The sequence below is a fragment of the Sphaerisporangium rubeum genome (genome assembly GCF_014207705.1).
Taxonomy (GTDB): domain Bacteria; phylum Actinomycetota; class Actinomycetes; order Streptosporangiales; family Streptosporangiaceae; genus Sphaerisporangium; species Sphaerisporangium rubeum.
Genome location: NZ_JACHIU010000001.1, coordinates 1,893,989 through 1,908,372 on the forward strand (window position 1 = coordinate 1,893,989; position 14,384 = coordinate 1,908,372).

Annotated in this window: 7 protein-coding genes; 1 reads left to right on the top strand and 6 read right to left on the bottom strand. The window is 69.2% G+C overall.

The annotated features are described in order from the left end of the window. The first annotated feature begins 12 nt into the window (after positions 1-12). A complete protein-coding gene (locus BJ992_RS08085; RefSeq protein WP_184979289.1) occupies positions 13-678 on the top strand; it encodes a response regulator in 666 nt (221 codons plus the stop codon). A 93-nt stretch (positions 679-771) separates the two neighbouring features. Here the strand turns inward: BJ992_RS08085 and BJ992_RS08090 are convergent, their stop codons facing one another. From BJ992_RS08090 to BJ992_RS08115, 6 genes are all read right to left on the bottom strand, one after another. After that, positions 772-3,099 carry a glycoside hydrolase family 3 N-terminal domain-containing protein gene (locus BJ992_RS08090; RefSeq protein ID WP_184979290.1) on the bottom strand — a complete coding sequence of 776 codons (2,328 nt, stop codon included), beginning with the start codon at positions 3,097-3,099 and terminating at the stop codon, positions 772-774. A 167-nt stretch (positions 3,100-3,266) separates the two neighbouring features. After that, positions 3,267-5,645, bottom strand: a complete 2,379-nt coding sequence (locus tag BJ992_RS08095; protein WP_184979291.1) for a glycoside hydrolase family 9 protein — start codon at positions 5,643-5,645, stop codon at positions 3,267-3,269. Between the two features lie 204 nt (positions 5,646-5,849). Then, a complete protein-coding gene (locus tag BJ992_RS08100) occupies positions 5,850-8,735 on the bottom strand; it encodes a glycoside hydrolase family 48 protein (RefSeq protein WP_343072554.1) in 2,886 nt (961 codons plus the stop codon). Positions 8,736-9,144: 409 nt separating this feature from the next. Then, positions 9,145-10,812, bottom strand: coding sequence for a cellulase family glycosylhydrolase (locus BJ992_RS08105; protein ID WP_184979293.1), 1,668 nt, complete (start codon positions 10,810-10,812; stop codon positions 9,145-9,147). A gap of 695 nt (positions 10,813-11,507) precedes the next feature. After that, on the bottom strand, positions 11,508-13,103 hold the full coding sequence (locus tag BJ992_RS08110; RefSeq protein WP_184979294.1) for a protein kinase domain-containing protein: 1,596 nt from the start codon (positions 13,101-13,103) through the stop codon (positions 11,508-11,510). Then, positions 13,090-14,097, bottom strand: coding sequence for a LacI family DNA-binding transcriptional regulator (locus BJ992_RS08115; protein WP_184979295.1), 1,008 nt, complete (start codon positions 14,095-14,097; stop codon positions 13,090-13,092). Before BJ992_RS08115 ends, BJ992_RS08110 begins: the two co-directional genes overlap by 14 nt. Between the last annotated feature and the right edge of the window lie 287 nt (positions 14,098-14,384).

Here is a 14,384-nt window from a genome sequence, read left to right on the forward strand (position 1 = left end):
GATGGGGCGGGCATGACCAAGATCCTCGTCGTGGACGACGAGCCGCGGCTCCTGCGCGAGCTCCGCGTGAACCTTGTCGCACGGCGCTACGACGTCGAAGTGACCCGGGACGGCGGCACGGCCCTGCGCCAGGCCGCCGCCTGGCACCCCGACGTCGTGGTGCTGGACCTCGGATTACCTGACATCGACGGTGTCGAGGTGATCCACGGCCTGCGCGGCTGGACCAAGATCCCGATCATCGTGCTGTCCGGCCGCGGCGGGGCCGACGTGGTGGACGCGCTCGACGCCGGGGCCGACGACTACGTCACCAAGCCGTTCGGCATCGACGAGCTGCTGGCCCGCATCCGTGCCGCGACCCGCGGGGACGTGGTCCACGAGTCCGAGCTGACCGAGATACCGGTGGGTGACCACTTGGTGGACCTGGTGCACCTGACCGTCTCCGACGGCATCAGGCTGACCCCCACCGAGTGGCACCTGCTGGCGATACTGCTGCGCAACCCCGGCAGGCTGATCAGCCAGCGGCGGCTGCTCACCGAGGTCTGGGGCCCCGGCCACGTCAAGGAGACCAACTACCTGCGTCAGTACATGGCGCAGCTCCGCCGCAAGCTGGAGACCGACCCGGCCAGGCCGCGGCACCTGCTCACCGAGGCCGGCATCGGGTACCGCTTCCAGCCGTGATCCCACGCGGGACGGCGGCCACGGGCCGACCGCCGGGACGGGGTGCGGAAGGGTCCGTCCCGGCGGCGGCCCGTGGCCGTCCCGCTCCCGGCGTCACCCGATGGCGCAGGTCACGCCGTTGAGGGTATAGGCGGCCGGTGGAGCGCTCGTCCCCGTGACCGTGAATCCGAAGGTCGACGAGCCGCCTGCGCCGATGGCGGCGTTCCAGCCGCCGTCGAGCGCGGTGACCTGGGCTCCTGACTGGGTGACGCGCGCGTTCCAGGCGTTGCTGACGCGCTGCGAGCCGGGCCAGGTGAAGTTCAGCGTCCAGTTGCTCACCGAACCGGCGGTCAGGCCGATGATCACGTCGGCGTTGAAGCCGCCTTGCCACTGGCTCGTCACCCGGTACGTCACCCGGCAGGCGAGCGTCCCGGCGGATGGCGTCGGCGTCGGTGTGGGGGTGATCGTCGGCGTCGGGGTCGGGGTCGGGGTAGGTGTCGGGGTGGGAGTCGGCGTCGGCGTCGGCGTGGGGGTCGGGGTGGGGGTAGGGGTAGGGCTGGCCGTGCCGTACGTGAGGCCGAAGCCGTAGTCGAACAGCGCCGGCTTGCCGTCCCCGCTGTTGATCGGCTGCTGGCCGATGTTCTGCATCCACGTCATCGGCAGCTTCCCGGTCGGCGCGTAGTCGCCGAACAGCACGTCGGCGACACCACCGCCTTCCGTCCCCGGCAGCCACGAGGCGAGCAGCGCGTTCCAGTCGCCGAGCTGCGCCGAGATGTCCATCGGCCGTCCCGACACCAGCACCACGATGACCGGCACACCGGAGGCCCGCAGCCGCGAGAGCGTGGTGAGGTCGGTGCTGTCCAGGGTCAGCGACGTGCGGTCACCCTGCCCCTCGGCGTACGGCGTCTCGCCGACGACCGCGATCGCGGCCCGGTAGGACGAGTCGATGCCGGAGCCGTCCCTGTTGTAGGTGACGGTGGTGCCGGACCCGGCCTTCTGCCTGATGCCCTGCAGGATCGTCGTCCCGGAGGTGATGTTCCCCGACGAGCCCTGCCAGGAGATGGTCCAGCCGCCGCTCTGGTTGCCGATGTCGTCGGCGTTCTTGCCGGCCACGAAGATCTTGCCACCGTTCTTGGCCAGCGGCAGCACGTCACCGCTGTTCTTCAGCAGCACCTGCGACTTGCGCACCGCCTCCCTGGCGACGTCACGGTGCGCCGTGCTGCCGATGGTCGCGGCGTACGTCCGGTCGGCCATCGGCCGCTCGAACAGGCCGAGCTGGAACTTCTTGGTGAGGATGCGCCGGTTGGCGTCGTCCACCCGGGCCGCGCTGATCCGGCCGGCCTGCACCTCCTGCTTCAGCAGTGAGATGAACTGCCGGTGGTCGACCGGGACCATCGCCATGTCGATGCCGGCGTTGAACGCCGTCCTGATCTCGTCGGCCGTGAAGCCGGTCCGGCCGTCGAGCTGGTCGATGGCGGCCCAGTCGGTCACCACGAAGCCGCCGAAGCCGAGCTCGTTCTTCAGCACGTCGGTGATGAGGTAGCGCTGGCCGTGCATGCGCTGGCCGTTCCAGCTGCTGAAGGAGATCATCACCGAGCCCACGCCGCGTTCGACGGCGGCCCGGAACGGCGGCAGGTGGATGGCACGCAGGTCGGCCTCGCTGATCTGCGCGTCACCCTGGTCCCGGCCGCCGGTGGTCCCGCCGTCGGCGACGTAGTGCTTGGCGGTGGCGAGCACCGAGGCCGCGCCACCGAGCGAGGAGCCCTGGAAGCCGGTGACGATGCTCGCCATCTGGCTCACGAGCTGCGGGTTCTCGCCGAACGACTCGTAGGTGCGGCCCCACCGGTCGTCGCGCGCCACACAGAGACACGGTGCGAACGTCCAGTCCAGGCCGCTGCCGGCGACCTCCTCGGCGGTGGCGCGGCCGACGCGCTGCACGAGGTCGGGGTCACGCGTCGCGCCGAGCCCGATGTTGTGCGGGAACATCGTGGCGCCTTGCAGGTTGTTGTGACCGTGCACCGCGTCGATCCCGTAGATCATCGGGATTCCCAGCGGCGTCGACAGCGCCTGCCGCTGGTAGTTGTCGTACAGATCGGCCCACCCGGTGGCGTTGTTCGGCGACGGCGCCGAGCCGCCTCCCGACAGCACCGAGCCGATGCGGTACGTCGCGATGTCGGAGACCGACGTCAGCGCCGCACGCTCGGCCTGCACCATCTGTCCCACCTTGTCGTCCACGGTCATCCGGGACAACAGGTCGTTCACCCGCGTCTGCACCGGCAGGCTCGGGTCCTGATAGGGGAGCGCGGCGGCACCGGCCGCGCTCCGCGCGGCCCCGTCGGCACGAGGCTGCTCCGCGACGCCGAGCAGGCCGAGAGCCAGCACGGCCACGAGAGGGATGCGCAGCCTGTCGAGCAGGGGACGTGGTGACCGGTCGGCGTTCATCGAAAAACCTCCTCGGATGGCGCCGCGACGGTGGAGGAGCACGTCGCCGCACGCTCGGCCGGGGCCGCGCGGGCCCCGTACCTGGGGGCGCCCGGCCGGGTCTTTCGACCCGGCCGGGCTGTTTGTGGTCTCGCGCTCCCAGGGCATGAGACCACGTCTTTGGGGGATCAGGCGGCGGTGCAGCTCACCGTCGCCGGGACGGTCGCGGCGCCTGTCCCGAGGAATCCGAAGTTGACCGTCTGGCCGGTCGGGATCGCGGCGTTCCAGCTCAGGGGACGGGCCGTGACCGAGGCGCCGGACTGGGTGTGGGTGGCGCTCCAGATCTGGCTGACCGTCTGACCGCTCGGGAACGTCCAGTTCACCGTCCACGAGTTCACCGCCACCGTGCCGCTGTTGCGCACCACCACATTGGCCTGGAAGCCGCCGGACCAGCTACTCGTGATGCTGTAGGTCGCGGCGCAGGCCCGGCCCGCCGTGGGGGTGGGGGTCGGCGTGGGAGTGGGGGTCGGCGTAGGAGTCGGCGTGGGGGTGGGAGTCGGGGTCGGCGTCGGCGTGGGAGTCGGCGTCGGCGTGGGAGTCGGCGTGGGGGTCGGCGTCGGGGTGACCGGCGGGGTCTGCTCCGGGCCGCTGCCGGGGGTGTTGCCGTAGACGCGGGTGCTTCCCGAGTACGCCACGATGTTCTGCACCGTCACCGGGGTCGCGCCGGGGGTGGTGGCCACACCGGTGTAGGACCAGTCGTTGGTCGGGTCCCACGTGCCGGAGCTGGCGATGCGGAACTGCATCTCACGCCGGGACTCCGACTGGCCCGCGGGGGCGATGTTCTGACCCGAGCAGTCGATGGTGATGTAGTAGATGTTTCCGGCCCACTGGGTCGGACCCGTCGGCTGGCGGCACTGCGTGTACGCCGAGGTCAGCGTGATCTGGGACGGCGTCGTGGTGCCGTCGAGGCTGAAGAAGTACCGCAGCGATCCGTCCGACAGCGTCCGCGCCGGCCACGCCGAGTGGTTGTAGAGCACGGCCTTGATCTCGGTGAACCCCGCGCCGGACGCGTTGACCGAGGCCTGCACGTAGATCTCGGGACCGTCAGGCGTCTCCGCCACGGGGAAGTTCGTCAGCGGCGTGCCGCCGTACTCGCGGTACAGCCGCGCCAGCGCGCTGGTGAACCCCGCGTTGTAGTCGGTGGCGACCTCGTTCATCACGTAGTCGTTGCGGCTGTCGGCGTAGGCGTCGTCGGCCGACTTCGGACCGCCGACCAGAGCGCCGTACAGGATGTGCCGGGTCGCGGCGGGCTCGTTGAGGCTGTTGGACCACGAACCGTGCGCCGTGCGGTGGTGCGGGTTCTTCGGCGGGTTGTTCCCGAAGCCGACGACGTAGGACGAACGGCGCGGGTTGTCGCCGAGCGCGTAGTTGATCTGACGTACGGCGAAGTCGTGGTACCGCGCCTTGCGCGTGGCGTCGCTCAGCCAGTCGCTGTACACGAACGCGGTGAACGCGGTGTTGGCGGCGTACCGCAGCGAACCCCACTGGTCGAGCACGGCCTGGCCGCCGGGGGAGTAGTTCACCCGGTTGCCGTTCACCCCGACCGTCCAGAAGTCCAGCCACCGGTTGGCGTCGTCGATGTACCGCTGCTTGCCGGTGAGCTTGGCCAGCAGCACGTACGCGCCGTAGGACTTGTCGTCCCACGCGATCGTCCACTTGTACGACTTGATGGTGCTCTGCGGCTCGTTGCTGAGGTTGTCGTAGTACTGCTCGGCCTTGGTCAGGTAGGACGCCTCACCGGTGGCCCGGTGCAGCCAGGCCGCGGCCCAGACCAGCTCGTCGTTGTACCCGCTGTAGGAGCGGTAGTACCCGGCCGCGTCGGTGATGCAGTCGCTGTAGACCTTGCGCACCGTGTCGGCGAAGTTGTAGAGCTGCCGCGCGTGGGTGACCAGCGTGTCGGCGTACGACGGGTTCGTGGGCCGGAACACCATCGACGACGCGGCCATCGCGGCCGCCGTCTCACCCGCGAGGTCCGACCCGCCGCAGGTGGCGTCGATCTTGTACGCGGGCCGGCTCATCGGCATGACCTCGGCCGGGCCCCACCAGGCGTGGTCGGTGCCGCCGTTGCCCACCTGGCCGTAGAGCACGTTCGCCGAGGGGTGGGCCTTGATGAAGTAGTCGTTGACCCACTTCAGGTTGTCCAGCAGATAGGGGAGCTGCCCCGAGCTCTGGTACGCGTCGCGGTACTCGACGCCGCCCCAGGCGAGCATCGTGGCGCTCGACGCCATCGGCAGGCCGAACTTGACGTGGTCACCGGCGTCGTACCAGCCGCCGGAAAGATCGACGCCGGCGCTCTGGCCGTCGTTCAGCGCGGAGTCGCCGCGCCAGGAGACCCTGTTGTTCGCGGGGAGTTTGCCGGCGCGCTGGGCCTCGTAGAAGAAGAGGGACTTCTGCAGCGCCTCGCCGTAGTTGAACGCGGGGGCCGCCGAGGCCGGGCCGATCGCCGGAAGGACCGTGACCGACACGGCGAGGAGCGCCAGGCCGGTGAGGGTGCGTTTGAGGGACATCGGTGGCCTCTCGGGCTGTGCGTGGCTTGAGGGGGGAGCCGGGGTGGATCGGGATGGATCGGGGTGGGTCGGACGGGGTGCGGTGGGGGTCAGGCCCACCGCACCCCGCCTCGGTCGGCCGCGCCTGGCGTGTCAGGCGCCGGCGCGGCCACCTTGCAGGTGGTGCGACGGCGTGTCAGGCGCCGCCGCACCGTGGCCTGCGGATCAGGGGAACAGGCGTCCGTACTCGGCCAGAGCGACGGCGACGTCGACCTGGGCCCAGAAGCGGTGGTAGTTGAACGTCGGGGCCGGGCCCGTGCCGTTCAGGTACGCCGAGACCTGCGGCCAAGCCGGGTCGTTGCGGTAGAACGACCGGATGGAGATGAAGGTCGAGCTGGAGTTGATCGTGTCGCCGTTCGGCATCCTGCCGGTCCAGCCGGACGGGACGTAGATCGGGTCGTCGATCCGGTTGTAGTCGGCCTTGGTCTCCGGCACCGAGACACCCTTGGTGTCGGAGTTGGCCCACACGCCGTCCAGGATCGCCTTGGCCATGTCCCGCGCCGCCGTGTTGTTCGCACGAGCCGCGTAGTACATGAGGACCTTGGCGTACGAGCCCGCCACGCCGACGTCCGTGGTGTGGTCGACGACGGTGACGTGCAGGTTGTTGTTGGCACCCGGGCTGGAGGCGTTCCAGGTGTCCGGCTGGCCGGTCCACCGCAGCGTCGACGGCAGCTGGTAGGTGGTGCCGCTGACCGTGGTGTTCGCCATGGCCCACGGGACCCACTTGTCCAGCAGCGCCTTGGCCTGCGCGTTGCCGGTCGAGTTGTACAGGGCCGCGATGCGCTCCATCGTCCAGACCTGGAAGCCGAACCACTGGTTCGACGGCGGGTCGTGGTAGACGGGCTGCCAGTCGTACGCCAGGCCGTAGAAGGTCGGCGTGCCGGACGGACGGGCCGCGTAGTGACCGTCCCAGCTGTTGGTCGCGCCACCGGCGATGCCGCCCTCGGAGGACTGCAGCCAGCGGTAGAACTCGAGCTGCCGGGTGAAGCTGGTGCTCCAGTCCTGGACCGCGGTCGCACCCTTCGGCTTCAGCGCCGCGACGTTGGCCAGCGCGTAGGCCGCGAGCGGGTTCTGGTAACCGGAGTGGTTGTGGCTCGAACCGATGCGCCAGGCCCAGCCCGCGGAGGTGTCGTACGCGCCACCCCAGGCGTAGTACCAGGACAGCAGGTAGTTCGAGGAGTTCTTCCCGGTGCCGGCGGCGCAAGAGGTGCTGGCGCAACCCGGCTGCTTGAAGTACTTGTCGTACATCGCGTAGCGCAGGTAGTCACCCATCTTGGCGGCCTTGTCCAAGGTGGTAGTGATCTGGGACTGCTTGCCCTGAGCGGTGGCCCAGATGTTGGCCCAGTACGCCACCTGCACGGCGCGAGCGTCGGCGTCGGGAGCGTTGGTGTACTTCCACTGCTTGGCGTAGGACGCGTCGCCGGTGAACAGGTCCAGGTAGCCGTTCCGGCCGCCGAACGCGAAGGTGTCGCAGGACGGCTGCGGGATCGTCTCGAAGACCGACTCCTCCGGGCCACGCTGGTAGGTGTTGATGTACGCCGGACGGGTGGTGCCGTCACCACAGCGGCCGAAGCCGTAGGTGTTGTCGACGTCCAGCAGCCAGTGCATGCCGTAGATGTCCTTGGTGCCGTACGCCTGCGACAGCTCGTTGCCGATCGGGTCGACACCGACCGACACGTTCTTGTCGAGCTGCGACGGGTACGACGAGATGTCGTTCCACTCACCGGCGTAGGTGGCCGGGGAGCTCGGGTTGTAGCTGGAGTTGGTGGGTTGGTCGCGCTGCGCGGGGATGATGTACTTCTCCATCGTCGCCCACGCCTCGTTGAACCTGGTCCACGTGCCGGTGACCTGGCCGTACACCGCTTCGAGCCACAGGTAGTAGCTGAACGCCTCGGAGGTGGTCTCGTGACCGTGGTCCGGGGCCTCCACCATGAAGGTCTCCACCGAGTGGTAGGGGATGCCTTCCGGCGAGAAGTACCCGTTGGCCGGGTCCTTGATCTTGTTGTACAGCGTGGTGAAGCGCTGGATGTACTCGTTGGTGCCGCTCGGGGTGTCGTTGTCGGCCTCGGTGGCCTCGACGGAGGCGCTGGTCCAGCCGCTGGCCGTGGAGGTGAACGTCGCGGAGCCCGCGGTGGTGTCACTGTCCTCGGCCGCCGCGATGGTGACCGTCTGCGGCGTGTTCCAGTTGGAGGTGGTGAAGGTCCGGGTGGCACCCGCGCTGATGGTCAGGTCGGCGTCGCCGCCGGAGGCCTTCGCGGTGGTCACCGTGACGCTGCTGGACGGCTGGCGCGACAGGCGGATCGTGTAGCTGGCGCTGCTGCCCTCGGGGACGAGGAGGGTGGAGGCGCTGGCCACGATCGTCGAGGCCTGGGTGCCGCTCACCGTGATGCCGACCGGCGAGGAGTTGCCGGTCAGCGCCGGCGACCCGTTGTCGTACGCTCGCGCGGTCAGCGAGTAGCTACCCGCGGGGACGTTGGTCCACGAGTAGGTGTACGGCGCGGTGGTGTCGCTGCCGAGCAGCGTTGTGCCGTTGTAGAACTCGACCCGGGTGACCGAACCGTCGGAGTCGGCGGCGGTCGCGGCGAGGTTCACCGTGGCCGGCGCGGTGAAGGTCTGGCCCGCGGTCGGTGAGGTGAGGGTCGCGGTCGGCGCCTGGTTCGTCGGGTTCTGGCCGCCGTTGCACGTCACACCGTTGACCGAGAACGAGGTCGGGTCGGGGTTGGTGCCGCTGTGCGTGCCCTGGAAGCCGATGTTGGTCGTCTGGCCGGTGCCGAGGTTGCCGTTCCACGCCGCGTTCGTCGCGGTGACGGTCTGGCCGCTCTGCGTCCAGTTGGCGCTCCAGCCGTTGGAGACGCGCTGGCTGGAGTTGGGGAACGTGAACCGCAGGGTCCAGCTCGTCCAGGGGTCGCCGGTGTTCTTGACGTCGATACTGGCGGTGAAGCCGTTGTTCCAGCTCTGCGCCGTGTAGGTCACGTTGCAGGCGACAGCGGCCGAGGCCGGTACGGAGGTCAGCACGGTGAAGAGGCCGGCCGCCAGGCTGACCAACGCCACCCACACCCCGCGCCGCTTGGCGCGCGATCGTGGGAGCGCTCCCGCTCCTAACGATGTTGAAGACATCCTGAAGGTACTCCAAAGGGATAAATGACGACGGATGGTGCAGATGATGTGCGAAGCGTCGGTCTCGTACCGGGCGGAGTGAATGAAGGTGAATGGGAGCGCTCCCACCTGGAAATTCTGCTGGGAGCCACAAAGATGTCAATGACATGTCAGGCAGATTTCGTGCGGTACAAGCGTCTACGCTCGCCAGCCTGCCGGTTCTTACACCAGGCTTACACGCTGGCGTGATACCTAGCTGAAACTTTCAGCTATCGGACATTCCATGCGATCGGTCCGCGGACTTTCCGGCCCGCGTACCGATCACCGGCGCGGGACGGTGTGCCGTCCCGCGCCGGAGGCCGTTCTAGGAGCAGGTGAACGCGGTCGGGGTGCCGGTGCCGCTGCCGGTGGCCGTGAAGCCGACGGTGACCGTCTGTCCGGCAGGGATCGACGTGGCGTAGCTCGGCGCTCTGGCCGTCCAGGTGGTCCCGTTCTGCGTGATCACGCCGTTCCAGCTGCTGGCGAGCGTCAGCCCGGCCGGCATGGTCCAGGTGACGGCCCAGTTGTTCCACGCCGTGGTGCCGGTGTTGCGCACCGCCAGCTCGGCCTGGAGTCCACCCTGCCAGGAGTTGGTCACCCGGAAGGTGACCTGGCACCGCGAGCCGGACGTCGGCGTCGGCGTCGGTGTGGGAGTCGGGGTCGGCGTGGGGGTCGGTGTGGGTGTGGGTGTGGGGGTCGGTGTGGGGGTGCGGGACGGGGTCGGGCTGACGGTCGGCGAGGGGGAGCCGGTGCCGCCGCCGACCGGGGGGATCAGGTAGGGCTGCAGGATGCTCTGCTTGGCCTGGTCCACCGTGGCCCAGTCGTCCTTGAGGATGCCGCCGGTGTCACCGGAGTTGGGGTTCCACGACCAGTACGTGAAGGACATGCCGTTCACACCGGTGCCGGTGTACTTCATCAGCTCCTGGAGCCAGATCCGGTCGGTGTTGCTGGCCATCGTGGTGCCGAACTCACCCATCATGATCGGGGCGATGTTCTCCTTGTAGATGTACCCGAAGAACTTGTCCCAGATGGCCGGCATGTTCGCCGGGTAGCTCGGGTCGTCGAACCAGGTCTGCCGGAAGACCGAGGTCGCGTACTCGTGCGGCGAGTAGACCAGCCGGTTGGCCACGTTGAGCCGCACGGGGTAGTCCTTGGCCTTGGACAGGTTGCCGCCCCACCAGCCGCACGGCTCGTCGGGGATGTTGTCCCAGGCGTTGGCGTTGCCGCCGCTCGGGCAGCTCACGCCTTCGACGAAGATCAGCCAGTTCGGCTGCACGCCGAGGATCGCGTTGCCGGCGCGCTCGGCGGCGAGACGCCAGTCACGCGCGGTGTCGCCGCACCCCCAGCAGGACCCGGTGCTGTTGGGCTCGGTGCCGTCGGCGTGCGGCTCGTTGTGCAGGTCGGCCCCGATGACGGTCGTGTTGCCCGCGTAGTGCTGCGCGAGCATCTTCCAGTTGCTGATCCAGGTGCTCTCCGGCACCGACGGGACGTACCAGAGCGCGCTCTGGCCCGCCGCCGTGGGCCGGTGCCGGTCCAGGATGATCCGCATCCCCTTGCTGCCGGCGTAGTCCACGACCTTGTCGAGGATCTGCAGGGGGGTGAGGTTCAGCAGGTCGGGGTTGCTGTAGGTGTTGACGCTGGTCGCCACCGCGCCGGGCTTGAGCGCGTCGTCGGAGTACGGCACGCGGATCGTGTTGTATCCGAGGCTCGCCATGAGGTCGATCTGGTTGCGCCACGGGTTGTTGGCCCACAGGCCGTGGAAGGTCTTGTTGTCGGTCTCCATGCCGAACCAGTTGATGCCGGTCAGCCGCACCGTCGCGCCGGTGCTGTCGACGATCTTGTTGCCGTTGGTGTGGAGGTACCCCACTCCGGTGCCGCCGGCCGCGCCGGCCGGCGCGGTGCCGAGCGTCACGGCCATCGCCGCCGCGGCCGCGGTGGTGACGACCGCGGTCACCGCGGCCTTCCACCTGCCGCCGCTCCATCGTGCTCTCATCGGTATGCCCTTCGTGACATGGGTCGGACGCGCCGGCGTCGCCGCTCGCGTCCATATCGGCCCGTTTGGAGCCGTCCGCCGTGCCGGGCCGGGTGCGGGCCGCACGGCGGAGCAATGGTTCGCTCGGGTCCCTGGAGCGTCAACACCCGCGCCACCACCCGCTTCCTGCCTGCGGTGTGACCTGCGGTGTGGCCCAGGGTCGGCTTTGCAACTTTCAGGGGATCTTCCGAGGGTGAAAATTCCACGGCGGGAGTAGAGTGATGGCCGGAAGGGCCTTCCGGCTTCTCCGTGGTCACGGGCTCGGCGTGGCGGTCGGCAGCCGGAGATTCCACGCCGGAGGCGGGAGAGGCGAGAAAGATTTTCCGCCGTGCTGGGAGCGCTCCCATGTGGCCCTGTCCGGTCAAACTCAGGTCAAGGACTGTCGTCAACCCTATTTTCGGACACTCGCGTATGCGACAAGATCGTCACTCTGCGCGCGATATTATTGTGAAATAAGGTTAACTAAGAAGAACCGATTATTTCCGGGTAAACAATCGGATTTGCCGGGGCACTTTCCCCGGTGAACCATTAGCCGGCGAATCTGCTGAGAGACGCAGAGGGGCCGCGAGTGCGGCGAGGAGAGCGCTCGGCGGAGGAGAGCCGCGCGGCACCCGGCCTGGGACCCGGGCGCGCGGTGGAGGTGTCGTCGTGCGGCGCTACGCGGCCTTGAGGGCCGCTCCGATGAGGGTGAGCCGCTGGTCGAGGTCCTGCCTTACCTGCGATGTGAGGCCGCCCTCACGCTCCCGCTCCACGAGCTTCACGCGGATCCGCGCGAGGCCGTCGGAGGGGTCGCCTTCGGAGCGGATGAGGTTGTGCACCACGTTGCGCAGGTCGAGGGCGACGTCGGGACGGATGTCCCCCGCCGCCTCGCCGGCGGAGACCGCGGTGTCGAAACCGGCGACCGCCTGGGTCAGTGTCGGCGCGCTCGCGCTGACGCCGTCACCGGCCGGTGGTTTCTGCTGGTCCTGCGGCTTCTGGTCGTCTCGCGGCGCCGGGTCGCTCTGCGGCTTCTGCTGGTCCTGCGGCGGCGGCGCCTGCGCCTCCGGCACCGTCTTTTGGGGTTCGTCCGGTTCCGGCTGCCGTGAAGCCGCAGGCCGGGTCGGTGCGGGGGAGACCCGGGCCGCGCCGGTGGGTGACGCGGTGGGTGACTCCCGCAGGACGGTGCCGGAGTCGGCGTCCGCGTCGGAGTCGGAGATCGGCTCGGTGAGCGCGCCTCCGTGCCGTTCGCCCTCGGCCACCGGGGACGCGGCCGGCAGGGACGGCCCGATCGTGAAGGCCGTCGCGGACGGCGGCGTCACCTCCGGCTGCACCCACAGCAGGACCGCCGTCCAGGTGGTCAGCACCGCGGCCGCGATGGTGACCACCCTGGCGCGCCGCACCCACACGGGGGTGGACCCGCTGGTCGCGGCGGGTGCCGTGAGACAGGACCCGAGCACGTCGGCGACGAACTGAGCGCTCGGCCGCTCACCTGGGTCCTGCGACAGGCAGCGCCTGCACAGTTCCGCGACCTCGGCGGGAAGCCCGGGGACGCACGGCGCGGGCGGCGGCCCCGTCCTGTTCGCGTTCTCCAGGGCCTCCCAGGTCAGTTCGGGGTAGGGGAGCCTGCCGGTGAGCATCTCGAACAGCAGGACGCCGAGCGCGTACACGTCGACGGACGGGTGCACGGTCGTGCTGGTCAGCCGCTCGGGAGCCACGTACGGCGGCGTGCCGAAGTCGGCGAGCCGCTGGTCCACCTGCTCCCCGACGTACGCCGCGATGCCGAAGTCCAGCAGCTTGGCGCCTTCGGGGGACAGCAGGACGTTCTCCGCCGTGACGTCGCGGTGCACGATGCCGCGCTGGTGGGCCGCGGCGAGGACCAGGGCCACCCTGGTCGCGATCACCACGGCCTCCCGCCACGGCAGCGGGCCCTCGTCGATGCGCTCGGACAGCGGCCGTCCGTCCAGCAGCCGCATCACGACGTACGAGGCGAGCCGGCCACGTGTCGTGACCGTCTCGCCGTAGTCGTACACCTCGATGGCGTCCGGGTGGATCAGGCGTGCCGTCGCCCGCGCCTCACGCATGATGAGGTCACGGCCTTCGCTGTCGCCTCCCACGCTGCCGTCCAGCAACTTGATCGCGACGGTACGGTGCAGCGACTGGTCGAAAGCGCGCCAGATCGCCGACATGCCCCCCGAGGCGATGCGCTCCACGAGCCGGTAACGGCGCGTGAGCACATCGCCTTCCTGCACGCCCCCCGCATCAAGTTGATTCACGAACCACCAGCTCCGTGGGCAGTATCGGGTTGCCGTGCTGGACGTCCTCCTCGGAGGTGATCGACATGAGCAGCATCCTGGCCGTGAGCACAGCCATCTCCTCCACCGGCTGACGCACGGTGGTCAGGGTGGGGGAGGTGTGCCTGGCTAGCGGTGCGTCGTCGAAGCCGATCACGGCCACGTCGTCGGGGATCCGGCGACCGGCGCGCCGCAGCGCCTGCATGGCGCCTGCGGCCATCGGGTCCGAGGCGGCGAACACCGCGTCGAGGTGCGGTGACCGCTGTAGGAGCCACTGCATGGCGTGCGCGCCTGAGGCGTGCGTGAAGTCGCCGTACGCGACGGGGACCTCGTTGATGCCCGCCGCGTTGAGGGTGCGCAGGAAGCCGTCGAGACGGTCCCTGGCCCCCGGCAGCGTCGGCGGTCCGGCGATGACGGTGATCGCCCGCCTGTTGGTCAGCAGGAGGTGCTCGGCGGCCTGCCGGGCCCCGTCCCTGTTGTCCATGTCGACGAACGGCAGATCGATGCCGTCCGGCGGCCGGCCCGCGCTGCGGACCGCGATCCCCGACGCGGCGAGTGTGACCGCGAGGGGGTGCCTCTCCCTGGCGCCTGCGAGCAGGACACCGTCGAACGAGCCTGTGACCAGCGGTGGCGCGGCGATCGTGGAGGTGGCCGGGGTGGCGGTCATCACCACGAAGGGCACACCGTAACCGGTGAACACCTCGTCGGCTGCGGACAGGAGTCTCGCGTAGAAGGGTTCGGCGAACATGCGTTGCGTGTGTTCGCATACCACCGCCGCGACGAGCGCGTCCGAGCGCCGGGCGGAAGTGCCCCGTGGCGCGCGGTGCCGTACGTAACCCAGACGTGACATGGCGTCATGGACCTGGCGGCGGGTCGATGTGCTCACTCGGACAGACCCGGTGAGTACTCGTGATGCCGTGGCGGGGGAGACCCCTGCTTCGGCTGCTACCTGGGCAAGCGTGGGCTGGTCAGCCATCCGGCTTCCTCCGCTTTCAGAATAAATCGCGAAGGTGTGGGAGCGCTCCCACCACAATAACAGTGTTTCTTGCGTGTCAACAGATGTTTCCGGTAAATGTTCCACGCCGATCTGGAGGCGATGTTACGGACATATTCCATGCGAAGAAAGGTCCCTGTCAGACTTCGTGAACCGGAGACCTCTCCGCACCACACCTGCGTGGGACCGGTCCGCGGCATCGGCCCGACCGGCCTCCCTGCTCAGCCCTGTCCTTCACTCAACCGGTTGAGTACAATCCGGCCGGGGGC

Bases quoted from the DNA above. Each gene is read 5' to 3' on its own strand.
- BJ992_RS08085 (WP_184979289.1), top strand. From the start codon at position 13: ATGACCAAGATCCTCGTCGTGGACGACGAGCCGCGGCTCCTGCGCGAG.
- BJ992_RS08090 (WP_184979290.1), bottom strand. From the start codon at position 3,099: ATGAACGCCGACCGGTCACCACGTCCCCTGCTCGACAGGCTGCGCATC.
- BJ992_RS08095 (WP_184979291.1), bottom strand. From the start codon at position 5,645: ATGTCCCTCAAACGCACCCTCACCGGCCTGGCGCTCCTCGCCGTGTCG.
- BJ992_RS08105 (WP_184979293.1), bottom strand. From the start codon at position 10,812: ATGAGAGCACGATGGAGCGGCGGCAGGTGGAAGGCCGCGGTGACCGCG.
- BJ992_RS08115 (WP_184979295.1), bottom strand. From the start codon at position 14,097: ATGGCTGACCAGCCCACGCTTGCCCAGGTAGCAGCCGAAGCAGGGGTC.